Annotated in this window: 17 protein-coding genes; 9 read left to right on the top strand and 8 right to left on the bottom strand. The window is 72.2% G+C overall.

The features are described 5' to 3' along the window. Positions 1-72: 72 nt before the first annotated feature. Positions 73-1,308 carry a cation:proton antiporter gene (locus tag O7629_RS09200; protein WP_278168650.1) on the top strand — a complete coding sequence of 412 codons (1,236 nt, stop codon included), beginning with the start codon at positions 73-75 and terminating at the stop codon, positions 1,306-1,308. Positions 1,309-1,344: 36 nt separating this feature from the next. Here the strand turns inward: O7629_RS09200 and O7629_RS09195 are convergent, their stop codons facing one another. Next, on the bottom strand, positions 1,345-1,956 hold the full coding sequence (locus tag O7629_RS09195) for a YdeI/OmpD-associated family protein (RefSeq protein WP_278168649.1): 612 nt from the start codon (positions 1,954-1,956) through the stop codon (positions 1,345-1,347). Positions 1,957-2,209: 253 nt separating this feature from the next. Between O7629_RS09195 and O7629_RS09190 the strand changes: the two genes are divergently transcribed. The 6 genes from O7629_RS09190 to O7629_RS09165 all read left to right on the top strand — a co-directional run bounded on the left by O7629_RS09190 (position 2,210) and on the right by O7629_RS09165 (position 6,955). After that, a complete protein-coding gene (locus O7629_RS09190; protein ID WP_123601150.1) occupies positions 2,210-2,512 on the top strand; it encodes an urease subunit gamma in 303 nt (100 codons plus the stop codon). A gap of 8 nt (positions 2,513-2,520) precedes the next feature. After that, on the top strand, positions 2,521-2,952 hold the full coding sequence (locus O7629_RS09185) for an urease subunit beta (RefSeq protein ID WP_347403661.1): 432 nt from the start codon (positions 2,521-2,523) through the stop codon (positions 2,950-2,952). Next, positions 2,949-4,685, top strand: a complete 1,737-nt coding sequence (locus O7629_RS09180) for an urease subunit alpha (protein WP_278168648.1) — start codon at positions 2,949-2,951, stop codon at positions 4,683-4,685. Before O7629_RS09185 ends, O7629_RS09180 begins: the two co-directional genes overlap by 4 nt. Positions 4,686-4,723: 38 nt before the next feature. Beyond that, positions 4,724-5,410 (top strand): urease accessory UreF family protein, encoded by a 687-nt coding sequence (locus O7629_RS09175; protein ID WP_278168647.1) that lies wholly within the window; start codon positions 4,724-4,726, stop codon positions 5,408-5,410. Positions 5,411-5,486: 76 nt separating this feature from the next. Next, positions 5,487-6,176 carry an urease accessory protein UreG gene (ureG, locus tag O7629_RS09170; protein ID WP_347403720.1) on the top strand — a complete coding sequence of 230 codons (690 nt, stop codon included), beginning with the start codon at positions 5,487-5,489 and terminating at the stop codon, positions 6,174-6,176. After that, positions 6,176-6,955 (top strand): urease accessory protein UreD, encoded by a 780-nt coding sequence (locus tag O7629_RS09165; protein WP_278168646.1) that lies wholly within the window; start codon positions 6,176-6,178, stop codon positions 6,953-6,955. Before ureG ends, O7629_RS09165 begins: the two co-directional genes overlap by 1 nt. On the opposite strand, the gene O7629_RS09160 is transcribed toward O7629_RS09165, so the two are convergent. From O7629_RS09160 to O7629_RS09140, 5 genes are all read right to left on the bottom strand, one after another. After that, positions 6,940-9,327 carry an excinuclease ABC subunit UvrA gene (locus O7629_RS09160; RefSeq protein WP_278168645.1) on the bottom strand — a complete coding sequence of 796 codons (2,388 nt, stop codon included), beginning with the start codon at positions 9,325-9,327 and terminating at the stop codon, positions 6,940-6,942. The two genes, O7629_RS09165 and O7629_RS09160, sit on opposite strands and share 16 nt — an antisense overlap. A gap of 13 nt (positions 9,328-9,340) precedes the next feature. Beyond that, the gene (locus O7629_RS09155) at positions 9,341-9,751 is read right to left on the bottom strand and encodes a VOC family protein (protein ID WP_278168644.1); all 411 of its coding nucleotides are present in this window, start codon (positions 9,749-9,751) and stop codon (positions 9,341-9,343) included. A 5-nt stretch (positions 9,752-9,756) separates the two neighbouring features. Beyond that, positions 9,757-10,221: a helix-turn-helix transcriptional regulator gene (locus O7629_RS09150; protein WP_278168643.1), complete on the bottom strand. Its 465-nt coding sequence runs from the start codon at positions 10,219-10,221 to the stop codon at positions 9,757-9,759. Between the two features lie 85 nt (positions 10,222-10,306). Beyond that, on the bottom strand, positions 10,307-11,185 hold the full coding sequence (locus O7629_RS09145; protein WP_278168642.1) for a maleylpyruvate isomerase N-terminal domain-containing protein: 879 nt from the start codon (positions 11,183-11,185) through the stop codon (positions 10,307-10,309). Positions 11,186-11,237: 52 nt separating this feature from the next. Next, the gene (locus O7629_RS09140; protein ID WP_278168641.1) at positions 11,238-12,119 is read right to left on the bottom strand and encodes an oxidoreductase; all 882 of its coding nucleotides are present in this window, start codon (positions 12,117-12,119) and stop codon (positions 11,238-11,240) included. Between the two features lie 95 nt (positions 12,120-12,214). Here O7629_RS09140 and O7629_RS09135 point away from each other — a divergent pair, with 95 nt between their 5' ends. Further along, on the top strand, positions 12,215-12,775 hold the full coding sequence (locus O7629_RS09135; RefSeq protein WP_278168640.1) for a TetR family transcriptional regulator: 561 nt from the start codon (positions 12,215-12,217) through the stop codon (positions 12,773-12,775). A gap of 40 nt (positions 12,776-12,815) precedes the next feature. Here O7629_RS09135 and O7629_RS09130 read toward each other — a convergent pair whose 3' ends face one another. Next, positions 12,816-13,625, bottom strand: coding sequence for a methyltransferase domain-containing protein (locus tag O7629_RS09130; protein WP_278168639.1), 810 nt, complete (start codon positions 13,623-13,625; stop codon positions 12,816-12,818). 82 nt (positions 13,626-13,707) lie between these two features. Further along, the gene (locus O7629_RS09125) at positions 13,708-13,905 is read right to left on the bottom strand and encodes a hypothetical protein (protein ID WP_278168638.1); all 198 of its coding nucleotides are present in this window, start codon (positions 13,903-13,905) and stop codon (positions 13,708-13,710) included. Between the two features lie 67 nt (positions 13,906-13,972). On the opposite strand from O7629_RS09125, the gene O7629_RS09120 reads away from it, so the two are divergent. Further along, the gene (locus O7629_RS09120) at positions 13,973-14,920 is read left to right on the top strand and encodes a helix-turn-helix transcriptional regulator (RefSeq protein ID WP_278168637.1); all 948 of its coding nucleotides are present in this window, start codon (positions 13,973-13,975) and stop codon (positions 14,918-14,920) included. Positions 14,921-14,991 lie beyond the last annotated feature (71 nt).

Genomic DNA, 14,991 nt, shown 5'->3' with positions numbered 1-14,991 from the left:
CGACCCCGGCGGGACGTACCATCACCGGGCCCGACACCATCACCGCCGCTCCCCGCCGGTCCCGGAGTTCACATGCTGCTGTTGAGTTTCGCCGCCGTCCTGCTGCTCGCCGTGCTGGTGTCGGCACTGGCCCACCGCACCATCCTGTCCACGGCGGCGCTGTTCCTGGTGGCCGGGTTCCTGCTCGGGCCGCAGACCACCGGCGTGCTGGACGTGCAGGCCGACTCGTCGATCGTCAACACCCTCGCCGAGCTGGCGCTGTTCGCCGTGCTGTTCACCGACGGGATGCGGGTCGGCTGGCAGGACCTGCGCTCCGCCTGGCGGCTGCCCGGCCGGGCGCTGGGCTGGGGGCTGCCGCTCACCCTGGTGATCACCGCGGTGCTGGCCCACTACGTGGCCGGGCTGGGCTGGGCGGAGGCGCTGCTGATCGGCGCGGTGCTGGCCCCGACCGACCCGGTGTTCGCCGCCGCGCTGGTCGGCAACAAGAAGGTGCCGTACCGGCTGCGGCATCTGCTCAACGTCGAGTCCGGGATCAACGACGGCCTCGCGTTGCCGTTCGTGATCCTGTTCCTGGCGATCGCCAGCGGCTCCGGCGACCTGCACCTCGACGAACTGGCCACCGAACTCGCCGTCGGCCTGGTCATCGGGGTCGCCGTCCCCGCGCTGGCGATCGCCCTGGAACGGACCCGGTGGTTCGCCGCGTCGGCCCTGTACGCGCCGCTCAACGGGGTGGCGATCGGCCTGCTCGTGCTGGCTCTCGGGCAGGCCACCCACGGCAACCTGTTCCTGGCCGCGTTCGCCGCCGGCAGCACCATCGCCACCTTCGGCCCCCGCCAGCGGGCCGCGTTCGAGCATTTCGGCGAAAGCGTCTCCGAGCTGCTGAAGCTGGCCGCGCTTCTGGTCTTCGGCGCGCTGATCTCGATCGAGTTCCTCGGCGAGATCTCCTGGCCGGGATGGGTCTTCGCGGTGCTGGCCATCTTCGTCGCCCGGCCGGTGGCGCTGGCGATCGCGTTCGTCCGCTCCGGGTTGGCACCCCGGGAACAGGCGGCGGCGATGTGGTTCGGGCCGAAGGGCTTCGCGTCGGTGGTGTACGGCCTGATCGTGCTCAAGTCCGGCATCGACGCCGCCGACGAGGTGTTCCATCTGGTCGCGCTGACGATCGTGATCTCGATCCTGCTGCACTCGTCGACCGACGTGGTGATCGCCAACGCCTTCGACGACGAACGGGAGACACCGGCCTGGCACGACCGCTTCCGGCGGCCGAGGGCCGGCACCAGCCACGGCCCGGACCAGTCGCCGGAAGCCTGACGACAGGGTCGCGGCACGCCGGACCGCGTACGGCCATCACGACGTGGCCGACTCCGGTGGTTTGGCTTTTTGCGGGTAAATCGTCTCGTTCCGGGCCAACATGGCGACGATCTCGCCGATCCTCCGCTCGCGGGTCTGCGCCCGCTTGACGCTGATCACCCGGTTGATGAGGGCAAAGCGATTGGTCCTGGTGAGTACGTCGAACATTGCCTGGGCGGCGGGGTCAGCGGCGATCGCAGCGAGCAGATCGGCCGGCACCACGGCTTCCGAAGGCGGCGCATAGGCGGCTGCCCACCGTCCGTCCCCCTTCGCGGCGTCCACCGCAGCACGGCCGGACGGCATCATCCGCCCCTGCGCCTCCAACCGGGCCACGTGGGCCACGTTGCGCTGTGACCAGGAGCTGCGGGGCCGACGCGGGGTGAACCGGATCCAGGAGGTCTGCTCATCCCGCTTCCGGGCCTGCCCATCGATCCAGCCGAAGCACAGCGCCTCGTCGACCGCCTGCTGCCAGGTCAGCGTGGTGACTGTGCCGCCCTTCCTGGTCAGGGCGAGCCACACTCCGGGCGATGTGCCGTGGTTGGCCGACAACCACGCGCGCAACGCCTCGGCGTCCGCGACGATCAACTCGTCCAGTTCGGCGCTGCCCATAGCGGCAGGCTAGCCGGTACGCCATGGCTGCAGCTTCCGCCTGTTCGGCCGGCCCGACCCTGCGTGGTCGCATCGCACCCGGACGTCGGACGGGCTGCCCTGGGCAGGTTCGCCGCAGGTGGGCCGACCCGTACGTACCAGGCCGGACAGCAGGTGACACCCAGACAGCGGATACGCGTACGTAACGTGATTGAAATGTCAGAATGCCAGCATCTGGCACGACCCAGGTCTCGATCGCTCATGGAGGTCCGGCTTGTTTCTCACCCGGCACGAGCAGGAGCGACTGCTCATCCACGTCGCAGCCGACGTGGCCTGGAAGCGCCGTGAGAGGGGCATCCGGCTCAACCACCCGGAGGCGACCGCGGTGATCACCGCCTTCCTGTTGGAAGGTGCCCGGGACGGCCGCAGCGTGGCGGAGCTGATGGAGGCCGGGCGCACCGTGCTCGGCCGCGAGGACGTGCTCGACGGAGTGCCGGAGATGCTCCCCGAGGTGCAGGTGGAAGCCACCTTCCCCGACGGGACGAAGCTGGTCACCGTACACGAGCCGATCTCCTAGGAGCGAGATTGACTGCACCATCCACGCCGTCGGGCACCGACGGCGGCACAGTCGTTCCCGGTGAACTGATCCCCGGCGACGGGCCGGTCACCCTCCATCCCGGCCGTCCGGTGCTGACCCTGCCGGTGGTCAACACCGGCGACCGGCCGGTGCAGGTCGGCTCGCACTACCACTTCGCCGAGGCCAACCCGGCGCTGGACTTCGACCGGTCCGCCGCGTGGGGTCACCGGCTGGCGGTGCCGGCCGGCACCTCGGTGCGCTTCGAGCCCGGCGTCGACCGGGAGGTCACCCTGGTGCCGTTCGGCGGTCGGCGGATCGTCGCCGGGCTGCGCGGCGAATGCGCCGGCGAGCTGGACGGACGCGGCCGGGCTGACGCTGCGGGCACCGGACGCGGCCCGGCTGATCAGGCAGGCACCGGCGCGACGGGAGGCACGGCGTGAGCACCCTGGACCGACGGCGGTACGCCGCCCTGCTCGGCCCGACCACCGGTGACCGGATCCGGCTGGCCGACACCAACCTGCTGATCGAGGTCGAGGAGGACCGTTGCGCGCCGCCCGGCGCCGACGGCACCCCGGCGTACGGCGACGAGGTGGTCTTCGGCGGCGGCAAGGTGATCCGCGAGTCGATGGGCCAGTCCCGGGCCACCCGGGCCGAAGGGGCACCCGACACGGTGATCACCGGCGCGGTGGTGCTCGACCACTGGGGCGTCGTCAAGGCCGACGTCGGCATCCGCGACGGCCGGATCGTCGCGCTCGGCAAGGCCGGCAATCCCGACACGATGGACGGGGTGCACCCCGACCTGGTGATCGGGCCGGGCACCGAGATCATCGCCGGCAACGGCAAGATCCTCACCGCCGGGGCGATCGACAGCCACGTGCACCTGATCTGCCCGCAGCTGCTGGAGACCGCCCTCGCCGCCGGGATCACCACCATCATGGGCGGCGGCACCGGGCCGGCCGAGGGCAGCAAGGCGACCACGGTCACCCCCGGCCCGTGGCACCTGGGCATGATGCTCGCCGCGCTCGACCCGTGGCCGGTCAACGTGCTGCTGCTCGGCAAGGGCAACACGGTCAGCGAAGAATCCATGTGGGAGCAGCTGCGCGGCGGCGCCGGCGGGTTCAAACTGCACGAGGACTGGGGCACCACCCCGGCCGCGATCGACGCCTGCCTGCGGGTGGCCGACGCCTCCGGCGTGCAGGTGGCGATCCACACCGACACCCTCAACGAAGCCGGGTACGTGGAGTCCACCCTGGCCGCGATCGCCGGCCGGTCGATCCACGCGTACCACACCGAAGGGGCCGGCGGCGGGCACGCGCCGGACATCATGCGGGTCGCGGCCGAGCCGAACGTGCTGCCGTCGTCGACCAACCCGACCCGCCCGCACACCGTCAACACCCTCGACGAGCACCTCGACATGCTGATGGTCTGCCACCATCTGAACCCGAGCGTGCCGGAGGACCTGGCGTTCGCCGAGAGCCGGATCCGGCCCAGCACGATGGCCGGCGAGGACATCCTGCACGACCTCGGCGCCATCTCGATGATCGGCTCCGACTCGCAGGCGATGGGGCGCGTCGGCGAGGTGGTCCTGCGGACCTGGCAGACCGCGCACGTGATGAAGGCGCGCCGTGGCGCGCTGCCCGGCGACGGGCCGGCCGACAACATGCGGGCCCGACGGTACGTCGCCAAGTACACGATCTGCCCGGCGGTGGCGCACGGCATCGAGGGCGAGGTCGGCTCGGTCGAGCCGGGCAAGCTGGCCGACCTGGTGCTGTGGGATCCGGCGTTCTTCGGCGTACGGCCGCATCTGGTGATCAAGGGCGGCATGATCGCCTGGGCGCAGATGGGCGACGCGAACGCGTCCATTCCGACCCCGCAGCCGATGCTGCCGAGGCCCATGTTCGGCGCGTACGGCACCGTGCCGGCCGCCACCAGCCTGGCGTTCGTCGCGCCGGCGGCGATCGACGCGCTGCTCGGTGACCGGCTCGGCATCCGCCGCCGGCTCGCCCCGGTCGCCGACACCCGGCGGCGGGGCAAGGCCGACATGCCGCTGAACGACGCCACCCCCCGGATCGAGATCGACGCGGACACGTTCACGGTGCGCATCGACGGGGAGACGGTCGAGCCGGCCCCGGCGGTGGAGCTGCCGATGGCGCAGCGCTACTTCCTGTTCTGACCACCGGCGATGATCACCTGTCCCGTCCGGACCCGCCGATGAGCGGGCTCGCCACGCTGCTGGTGCTGGCCGACGGCCGGCTGCCGGCCGGCGGGCACGCCCACTCCAGCGGGCTGGAGGCGGCCGTCGTCGCCGGTCGGGTCCGCGACCTGGCCGGCGTGGCGGCGTACCTGACCGGCCGGCTCGGCACCGGTGGGCGTACCGCCGCCGCGTTCGCCGCCGCGGCTGCAACAGCCGCGACCGCCGACGGGGCGACCGCCGACGGGGCCGGCCCTGGCCGGCTGGACGCGCTCGACGACGGTATCGACGCGCGCACCCCGTCACCCGCGTTGCGCCGCGCGTCGCGGGCCCAGGGTCGGGCGTTGCTGCGCGCCGGACGTGGCATCTGGGCGCTGCCGGTGGGGGGACCCCGGGACCGGCACCAGCCGGTCGCGCTCGGCGTGGTCGCCGCCGCCGCCGGCCTCGGCCCGGCCGAGGCGGCGCTGGCCGCCGCGTACACCACTGTCACCGGACCGGCCAGCGCCGCCGTGCGGCTGCTCGGCCTCGACCCGTACGCGGTGCACGGCCTGCTGGCCCGGCTCGCGCCGGACATCGACGCGGTCGCCGCCGGGGCGGCCGCCCTGGCCGACCGGCCGGTCGACGACCTGCCCGCCGGCTCGGCCCCGATCCCGGAGGTCGACGCCGAACACCACGCCACCTGGGAGGTGCGTCTCTTTGCGTCCTGAACCACACACCCACGTCCACGGCGGGTCCGCCGAACCGCGCGCGCACACCGAACCGCACGCACACGCCGACGGGGAGGTGCCACACACCCATCCTGATCCGGGGGTCGACCCGCACCCGCCCCGGCTGCCGGACGGTTCCCCCGCGCTGCGGATCGGCATCGGCGGGCCGGTCGGCTCCGGCAAGACCGCGCTGGTCGCCGCGCTGTGCCGGGCGCTCGCCGACGAACTGCGGCTGGCCGTGGTCACCAACGACATCTACACCACCGAGGACGCCGACTTCCTGCTGCGCAACGGCGTACTGCCGGCGGAGCGGGTCCGGGCGGTGGAGACCGGTTGCTGCCCACACACCGCGATCCGCGACGACATCTCCGCCAACCTGGACGCCATCGAGGACCTGTCCGACCAGTTGGGCACTCTCGATCTGGTGCTGGTGGAGAGCGGCGGGGACAACCTGACCGCCACGTTCAGCCGGGGCCTGATCGACCAGCAGATCTTCGTGGTCGACGTGGCCGGCGGCGACAAGGTGCCCCGCAAGGGCGGGCCGGGGGTGAGCACCGCCGACCTGCTGGTGATCAACAAGACGGACCTGGCGCCGCTGGTCAACGCCGACCTGTCGGTGATGGAGCGCGACGCCGCCGCCCGCCGGGGCGAGCTGCCGACGGTGTTCCTGTCGCTGGTGCAGGACCGGACGGCGACGCCGGTGGCCGACTGGATCCGGGGGCTGCTGCGGGCCCGCGCCCAGACACCGGCGGAGGTCGCCGGCTGATGCGGGCCCACGCCCGGCTGGTCGCCGAGGTCGACGCCGCCGGGCGTACCCGGCTGGTCTGCCTGCGCGGCGAGCCGCCGCTGGTACTGCGCCGCACCGGCCCGGCAGCGGCCGCCGCCGACGGCGGCGAGGTCCAGGTGCATCTGGTCGGCGCGGCGGCCGGCCCGCTCGGCGGCGACGACCTGCGGCTGGACGTCGAGGTCAGGCCGGGGGCCCGGGTGTGTCTGCGTACCGTCGCGGCGTCGCTGGCGTTGCCCGGACCCGGCGGCCGGCGGTCGACGCTGGAGATGCTGGTCCGGGTCGCGGCCGGCGGCGAACTGCGCTGGCTGCCGGAGCCGCTGATCGCCGCCGCCGGCTGCCACCACCTGTCCCGGTCGCTGGTGGAGCTGGCCGACGGCGCGGCCCTGGTGTGGCGGGAGGAGCTGGTCTGCGGGCGCGACGGTGAGCCGTCCGGCGACGCCCGGATCGACACCACCGTCCGGTACGCGGGCCGCACGGTGCTGCGTACCGACCTGGCGGTGGGGCCGCGCGCCGACGGCTGGGCCGGGCCGGCGGTGCTCGCCGGGGCGAAGGCGACCGGTTCGGTGCTGGTGGTACGGCCGGAGTGGGCGGCCGGCGGGCCCCCGGCTGCCGCCCCGCTCGGCCCCGGCGCGGCCCGGCTGCCGCTGGCCGGCGGGCCGGCGGTGCTGGTCACCGCGACCGGCCCGACCGCCCGCGGCGTCCGCGCCGAACTCGACCGGGCCGAACTCGACCGAGCCGGGGCTCAGCCGCCGACGTAGGCGGCGAGGTGCTCGCCGGTCAGCGTGGAGCGGGCCGCGACCAGATCGGCCGGGGTGCCTTCGAAGACGATCCGGCCGCCGTCGTGGCCGGCGCCCGGCCCCAGGTCGATGATCCAGTCGGCGTGAGCCATGACCGCCTGGTGGTGCTCGATGACGATCACCGACTTGCCGGCGTCGACCAGCCGGTCGAGCAGGCCGAGCAGCTGCTCGACGTCGGCCAGGTGCAGGCCGGTGGTCGGCTCGTCGAGGACGTAGACGCCGCCCTTCTCCGCCATGTGGGTGGCCAGTTTCAGCCGTTGCCGCTCGCCGCCGGACAGGGTGGTGAGCGGCTGGCCCAGAGTGAGGTAGCCGAGCCCGACGTCGGCGAGCCGACGCAGGACGGCGTGCGCGGCCGGGGTTCGGGCGTCGCCGGCCGCGAAGAACTCCTCGGCCTCGGCCACCGACATCGCCAGCACCTCGCTGATGTCCCGGCCGCCGAGGTGGTACTCCAGCACCGCCGCCTGGAACCGCCGGCCCTCGCAGTCCTCGCAGACGGTGGCGACGCCGGCCATCATCGCCAGGTCGGTGTAGATGACCCCGGCACCGTTGCAGGTCGGGCAGGCACCCTCGGAGTTGGCGCTGAACAGCGCCGGCTTGACCCCGTTGGCCTTCGCGAACGCCTTACGGATCGGGTCAAGCAGCCCGGTGTACGTCGCCGGGTTGCTGCGCCGAGAGCCTCGGATGCCGGTCTGGTCGATCGACACCGCCCCCGCGTCGGCCGGGATCGACCCGTGCAGCAGCGAACTCTTGCCGGAGCCAGCGACCCCGGTCACCACGACCAGCACGCCGAGCGGGATGTCGACGTCGACGTCGCGCAGGTTGTTGGCGTTCGCGCCCCGGATCTGCAGCGTGCCGGTGGGCTCGCGGACCGTCTTCTTCAGGCTGGCCCGGTCGTCGAGGTGCCGGCCGGTGACGGTGACGCTGGCCCGCAGCCCGTCCACGGTGCCTTCGAACATCACCTCGCCGCCGGCGGTACCGGCACCGGGGCCGAGGTCGACGACGTGGTCGGCGATCGCGATCGTCTCCGGCTTGTGCTCGACGACCAGCACCGTGTTGCCCTTGTCCCGCAGCCGCAGCAGCAGGTTGTTCATCCGGGCGATGTCGTGCGGGTGCAGCCCGATGGTCGGCTCGTCGAAGACGTAGGTGACGTCGGTCAGCGACGACCCGAGGTGCCGGATCATCTTGGTGCGCTGCGCCTCGCCGCCGGACAGGGTGCCCGCCGGGCGGTCCAGGGAGAGGTAGCCGAGGCCGATCTCGACGAACGAGTCAAGGGTGTGGCGCAGCGCGGTCAGCAGCGGGGCGACCGACGGCTCGGCCAGCGCCTGGACCCACTCGGCGAGGTCGCTGATCTGCATCGCGCACGCGTCGGCGATGTTGATCCCGTTGATCTTCGACGACCGGGCCGCCTCGTTCAGCCGGGTGCCGGCGCAGTCCGGGCAGGTGGTGAAGGTGATCGCCCGTTGCACGAACGCCCGGATGTGCGGCTGCATCGCGTCGACGTCCTTGGCCAGGAACGACTTCTGGATCCGCGGGATCAGGCCCTCGTACGTCACGTTGATGTTGTCGACCTTGATCCGGGTCGGCTCCTTGTACAGCAGGTCGTGCAGCTGCGACTTGGTGAACTTGCGGATTGGTTTGTCCGGGTCGAAGAAGCCGCAGCCGCTGAAGATGCGCCCGTACCAGCCGTCGACGCTGTAGCCGGGGATGGTCAGCGCGCCCTCGTTGAGCGACTTGCTGTCGTCGTACAGCGCGGTCAGGTCGAAGTCGGTGACCGACCCCCGGCCCTCGCAGCGCGGACACATGCCGCCCAGCCGGGTGAAGGTCTGTTTGGTGGTCTTGCTGGCGCCGCGTTCGACGGTGATCGCCCCGCTGGCCCGCACCGAGGCGAGGTTGAAGGAGAACGCGTTGGGCGGGCCGACGTACGGCTGCCCGAGCCGGCTGAACAGGATCCTCAGCATCGCGTTGGCGTCGGTGGCGGTGCCGACCGTGGACCGTGGATCGCCGCCCATCCGCTCCTGGTCGACGATGATCGCCGTGGTCAGCCCGTCGAGCACGTCGACCTCGGGCCGGGCCAGCGTCGGCATGAACCCCTGCACGAAGGCGCTGTACGTCTCGTTGATCAGGCGCTGCGACTCGGCGGCGACGGTGCCGAACACCAGCGAACTCTTGCCCGATCCGGAGACCCCGGTGAACACCGTCAGCCGGCGTTTCGGGATCTCGACGCTGACGTCCTTGAGGTTGTTCACCCGCGCGCCGTGCACCCGGATCAGGTCGTGACTGTCGGCGGGGTGCGGGGTGGACGGCCGCTCCCCCGACGCGGTGGCCCTGCTCATCGAATATCCCTACCTATCGAGTCTGCTGGATGCGGATCAGGTTGCCGGCGGGGTCCCGCACGGCGCAGTCGCGGACCCCGTACGGCTGCTCGGTCGGCTCCTGGACGATGTCCGCGTCGCCGGCCTGCAGCCGCTCGAAGACCCCGTCGAGGTCGCTGGTGGCCAACAGGATTCCGGCGTAGGTGCCCTTGGCCATCATCTCGGTGATGGTACGGCGCTCGTCGTCGGTGATGCCGGGGTCGACACCCGGCGGGTGCAGCACGATCGCGGTGTTGGGCTGGTCGACCGGGCCGACGGTGAGCCAGCGCATCCCGTCGTAGCCGACGTCCAGGCGCAACTCGAAGCCGAGCAGGTCGCGCCAGAAGGCCAACGCGGCGTCGGCGTCGTCGTGCGGCAGGAAGCTGGAGTGAATCGTGATGTCCATGCCGGTCACGCTAGTTGCGCCGCCGGGACCCGTGCTTCTCGATTCCTGATCGGTCTGGTCACCTGTTTCGCCAGGCAGGCGGGCATCTCCGGGCGGGCGGAGCCGGCCCGGCGCCGGTAGACGCTGGGCGGGACGCCGACCAGTTCGGTGAACCGGGTGCTGAACGTGCCCAACGAGGAACAGCCGACCGCGAAACAGACGTCGGTGACGCTCAGGTCGCCCCGGCGCAGCAGCGCCATCGCGCGTTCGATGCGCCGGGTCATCAGGTACGCGTACGGCGACTCGCCGTAGACGCGCCGGAACTCGCGGCTGAGGTGCCCGGCCGACATGTGCACGCCACGGGCCAGCGCCTCGACGTCGAGTGGCCGGGCGTACTCCCGGTCGATCCGGTCGCGCACCCGGCGCAGCCGCGCCAGGTCGCCCAGGTGCTGCTCCTGCCTCACACTTCCTGCCTCAGCACTGACGGTCACCCGCGCGATGCTGCCACAGCCCACCGACATCGCCCAGCCACACGCCCGGGGCAGGGCGGGACCGCCCGAGCCGTATGCCGCCGGGCTATCTGCCGGCCGGCGCGAGTCGCGCGTTGGGCATGTGGACGACGCGCAGGAAGGCCGGCAGCCGCCACGGCCGAGGCCCGCCGATGACGACGTCGCGGCGCAACGCGGCGACGGCGGTACTGGTCCGGCCGAACAGCATCAGGTTGAACCGGGCCGGACGGAACCGCACCCGCACGTCGACCGGATCGTCAGGCGCGGCGAGCCGGACCCGCCGGTCGTCGAGCACGATCGTCGCGCTCGGCGTGTACGCCGAGCTGAACCGCACCGCGATCGGCCGCTTCGGCATCGGCCCCGAGGTGTTCAGCAGAACGCCGTAGTCGTGCTGCAGCATGCCCAGGAAGAACTGGTCCCAGTACAGCGCGGCGTGCTCGTCCGGCATCGGCCATGGACGCCGCATCGCGCGGGCCATGTCCCAGCCATGCACCACCAGCTCGTTGACCAGGTGTGCCAGCAGTCCGCAGACCGTGACCCGCGCGTCGCCCAGCCACCGTACGGTCGTCTCGGGCGGCAGCTGAGCGGTCACCGACAGGATCGTGTCGGTCGCCTCGTCGAGCAGGTCGGCGAGGCGACCGGGGTCACGTTCGGGGAAGTGCCGCAGCACGTGGTCGTTGACGTCGGCGACGGTGTCGACGTTCGCGGCGGCGAGGAGCGCGCCGATGTCGGGCACCGGTAGTGGCGGGCCGGTGTCCTCGACGAGAGTCACGTACAGCATCGCGATGCTCAGCACGTGCGCGGCGGAGTCCGCCACCGTCCAGTCGCGGGTCGCCATCGCGGTCGGGTCGCTGTCGACGGTCAGCAGGGAGCGGAACCGGTCGCTGCTGAGCCGCAACGCCGTCCGGGCGAGCGTCCAGCGCTGCGCAGGCACGACATAGCTCATCGGAGCATCCTCGCGCTGCCGGTGTCGGCGGAGTTCTTTCAGATTGCGCGGTTCAGCCGCCGTCGCGGGCAAGTTGGGGCTGGCGGGCGTCGTACCTGTTGGCGACGCGGACGAGGGTGCGCAGCATGATGCGGACGAACCGGTCGAAGCCTCGGTCGGGCAGCAGCCGCCGGGCAGCCAGGATCGCCTTCGCGCCGCGGCCGACGGGGTAGCGGGTCCGTGGCCGGCGGGCCCGCACCGCTCTGGCGACGGCGTCGGCGACCACCGAGGGCGGCGACGCCGGACCGCCGTCCTCGACGGCGAAGATGGCCGCGCTGCGGGCCGCCTGGTCGGCGTACGGGCCGTGCCCCGAGGTGGCGAGCAGGTGCTGACCGGCGATGGCGGGCCATTCGGTGGCGATCGCACCGGGCTGGATGACGACCACGTCGATGCCGAGCGGGGCGAGTTCCATCCGCATCGAGTCGCTGAGTCCTTCGACGGCGAACTTGGTGGCGTGGTACCAGGCGCCGAGCGGCTCGTAGATCTTCCCGCCGACCGACGAGATGTTGACGATGCGTCCGCTGCCCTGGCGGCGCATCTGCGGCAGCACCAGTTGCGCCAGCCGGGCCAGGCCGAACACGTTGACGTCGAACTGGCGGCGGGCCTCGTCCAGCGGCACGTCCTCGACGGCGCCGAACGAGCCGTAGCCGGCGTTGTTGACCAGTACGTCGATCCGACCGGATTCGGCGAGCACCTGCTCGACGAGGTTGACCAGTGCGGCGTCGTCGGTGATGTCGGCCCGGACGGGCCGGATGCCGACGTCGGCCAGCGGGGTGATCCGGTCGAGCCGGCGGGCGACGGCGTAGACCCGGTAGCCCATGGCGTTCAGTTTGCGGGCGGTGGCCTCGCCGATGCCGGAGGAGGCGCCGGTGACGATGGCGACCTTGTCGCTCATGATCTCTCCCTGCAGGTAACCAACTGGATAGTTACATAATCCGGCCACACCCCGCAGCTGTCAACCAACTAGTTGGTCTTCGGTAGGCTGGCGGCATGGCCCGCGACTCCACCGCCACCAAGCAGCGGATCCTCGACGCCGCCACCGTCGAGTTCGCCGCCCACGGACTGGCCGGCGCCCGGGTCGACCGGGTGGCCGAGCGCGCCGGCGCCAACAAGCAGCTGATATACGCGTACTTCGGCAGCAAGGAACGACTCTTCGACACCACCCTCGCCACCCATCTGGAGCGGTTCATCGAAGCGGTACCGTTCGACGCCGACGACCTGCCCGGCTACGCCGCCGCGATGTTCGACTTCGGCGTCGCGCACCCGGACCTGCTCCGACTGCTGCAGTGGCACACCCTCGAGCGCCCCGGCGAGCTCACCCGGATGGAGCAGAACCACCACTCGACGCGACGCAAACTGGCCGCCCTGGCCGAGGCCCAGGCCGCCGGCCGGGTCGACAACACGCTCCCGCCCGCCGAACTGCTCGCCGTCGTCCTCGCCGTCGCCCGGGCGTACGACGATCCGGCACCGACGTCGATGGACGTGCGCCGGGCCAGCGTGGCGACCGCAGTCCGCCGACTCGTCACCCCTGGCCCGGAACCGTCGAGGTGAGGCTGGCGCACGTCAAAACCGAAAATGAGGTGCGTCAGCCTCACCTCGACGCGTCGCGGCAGATGATCTCGCCGTGCAGGATGGCGAACCAGCCGTCGGGCGCGGCGGCCCAGCGGAGCCAGCCGGCGGAGAGGCGTTGCAGGTCGGCGGGGGTGGCGGTGCCGGCGGCGAGGATCTGCCGGGCCATCTCGGAGGCGACGATGCGCTCCGCCCACATGGTCCCCCACCAGCGGCGGTCCTCGTCGGTGGCGTAGCACCAGGCGGAGGCGCCGGGCGTGACGTCGCTGAATCCGGCGGCCCGTGCCCAGGAGAGCAGGCGGCGGCCGGCGTCCGGTTCGCCGCCGTTGGCGCGGGCGGTCGCCTGGTAGAGCGCGAGCCATTCGTCGAGCTCGGGTACGGCCGGGTGCCAGGCGAAGCGGTCGTAGTCACTGTCGCGGGCCGCGACCACTCCCTCGGGCCGGCAGACGCGGCGCATCTCGGCGAGCGCGCGGACCGGGTCGCCGACGTGCTGCAGGACCTGGTGGGCGTGGACCACGTCGAACGCGTCGTCGGGGAACGGCAGCTCGTGTACGTCGGCCGTGGTGAAGTCGACAGTGGTGACGCCCCGGGCCCGCGCCTCGGCGCGGGACAGTGACAGCGCTTCGTCGGTGACCTCGGTGGCGGTGACCCGGCCGGGGGCGACGAGCGCGGCGAGGTCCATCGTGATGGTGCCGGGACCGGCGCCGATGTCGAGCAACGCCTGGCCGGGCCGCAGGTGCGGCAGCAGGTACGCGGCCGAGTTCTCGGCGGTACGCCAGCGGTGGGAGCGCAGCACCGACTCGTGATGCCCATGCGTGTATACGGCTGACATGCCCCGACGATAGACACGCCGTCTCGTAATTCGGGAGCATCTTCCCACATTATGGTCACCAGGGATCGCAGCGGTACGCGGCTCAGCTGGCCCGGGGCGGCCGGTTCTCCTGAATCCACCGCTCGACATCGGCCTTCAACCACACCGGACCTTGCGCCAGCCGCGCTACCGGATCGGGGAATCCTTTGGACCGGCTGACCACGTACGCCCGCTGCTTGCTCACCGGCTTCTCGGGCGTGCCCAGCATCGCGCGCAACTCCGAGGTGCCGACCAGGTCCACTCAACAGACGCTAAGGAGTTGCCCTAGGGCATTGCCTTCAGGCAACTGATGATTCACGCTATCGGGTATGACTGGCAGGGGTGACGGCCGACGGGCCGGGACGTACTACGGGAGAGCTGCCCGGACGGCGGGCACCAACGCGCAGGCCGGCGGGACGGCCCTGCTGCGTCGGCAAGTGGGACGGTGCCTGGCGGCGTTGCGGTACGAGGCCGGGCTGTCCCAGGACGTCGCCGCCGACAAGCTGCGACGCGGCAACAGCACGCTCTGGCGGATCGAAGCCGGCGACCCGCGGGTCCGCTGGAGTCAAGCGGACATGTCGGCGATGTGCCGGCTGTACCGGGCCGACGACGAAACCCGGGAACGGCTGCTCGCCCTCGCGGCGGAGATCGACCGCCCCAGCGGCGGGCGCTGGTGGCACGACGAGCTGGCCGGAGTGCCGATCGACGCCGATCCGTACCCGGTGTTCGAACAGTCCGCGACGCTCGTCCGCTGCTACGGCCAGGCGACGCTGCCGGACCTGCTACAGACCCCCGGGTACGCCGAGGCGCTGCTGCGGTGCCCGGCCGGTCTGCGCAGCGACGACGACATCGCCGCCCGCCTCGCCCAGCTGGCGGCGCGGCAGCGGCACCTGCTGACCCACCCGCATCCGCCGGCGGTGCAGGCGATCGTCAACGAGGGCGCACTGCGGCGTACCGTCGGCGACGACGCGACGACGCGGGCGCAACTCGACCACCTGCGGGTGCTCGCGATCAGGCCGGGAATCTCGGTACGGCTGCTGCCGCTGGCCGGCGGCGCGCACGCCGGCATGACCAACCCGTTCACCCTGCTGCGCTTCGCTGCCGCCACGACGGTCCCCGGACGGCAACCGGCCGGGTCGGGGCTGGTCCGTCTCGGCACCGTGACCGGGACGATGTACCTCGACCAGCCGGCGCACGTCACCGCGTACGAGCGGGTCTGGTCCGGCCTGGCCGCCCGCGCGCAGCCGATACCCGACGGCAACGGGACAGCAAAGTGACCGAAACCACAAGCGCGTCTACTCCGGGGTGACTCACCAACGGTGAGGCGCACCTAGGGTTCCGCCGCCGC

Source organism: Solwaraspora sp. WMMD792, assembly GCF_029626105.1.
Taxonomy (GTDB): domain Bacteria; phylum Actinomycetota; class Actinomycetes; order Mycobacteriales; family Micromonosporaceae; genus Micromonospora_E.
The sequence above is the reverse complement of the archived record's forward strand: the minus strand, read 5'-3'. Positions and strand labels throughout refer to the sequence as shown.

Bases quoted from the DNA above. Each gene is read 5' to 3' on its own strand.
- O7629_RS09200 (WP_278168650.1), top strand. From the start codon at position 73: ATGCTGCTGTTGAGTTTCGCCGCCGTCCTGCTGCTCGCCGTGCTGGTG.
- O7629_RS09195 (WP_278168649.1), bottom strand. From the start codon at position 1,956: ATGGGCAGCGCCGAACTGGACGAGTTGATCGTCGCGGACGCCGAGGCG.
- O7629_RS09175 (WP_278168647.1), top strand. From the start codon at position 4,724: ATGAGCGGGCTCGCCACGCTGCTGGTGCTGGCCGACGGCCGGCTGCCG.
- O7629_RS09165 (WP_278168646.1), top strand. From the start codon at position 6,176: ATGCGGGCCCACGCCCGGCTGGTCGCCGAGGTCGACGCCGCCGGGCGT.
- O7629_RS09160 (WP_278168645.1), bottom strand. From the start codon at position 9,327: ATGAGCAGGGCCACCGCGTCGGGGGAGCGGCCGTCCACCCCGCACCCC.
- O7629_RS09155 (WP_278168644.1), bottom strand. From the start codon at position 9,751: ATGGACATCACGATTCACTCCAGCTTCCTGCCGCACGACGACGCCGAC.
- O7629_RS09145 (WP_278168642.1), bottom strand. From the start codon at position 11,185: ATGAGCTATGTCGTGCCTGCGCAGCGCTGGACGCTCGCCCGGACGGCG.
- O7629_RS09140 (WP_278168641.1), bottom strand. From the start codon at position 12,119: ATGAGCGACAAGGTCGCCATCGTCACCGGCGCCTCCTCCGGCATCGGC.
- O7629_RS09135 (WP_278168640.1), top strand. From the start codon at position 12,215: ATGGCCCGCGACTCCACCGCCACCAAGCAGCGGATCCTCGACGCCGCC.
- O7629_RS09130 (WP_278168639.1), bottom strand. From the start codon at position 13,625: ATGTCAGCCGTATACACGCATGGGCATCACGAGTCGGTGCTGCGCTCC.
- O7629_RS09120 (WP_278168637.1), top strand. From the start codon at position 13,973: ATGACTGGCAGGGGTGACGGCCGACGGGCCGGGACGTACTACGGGAGA.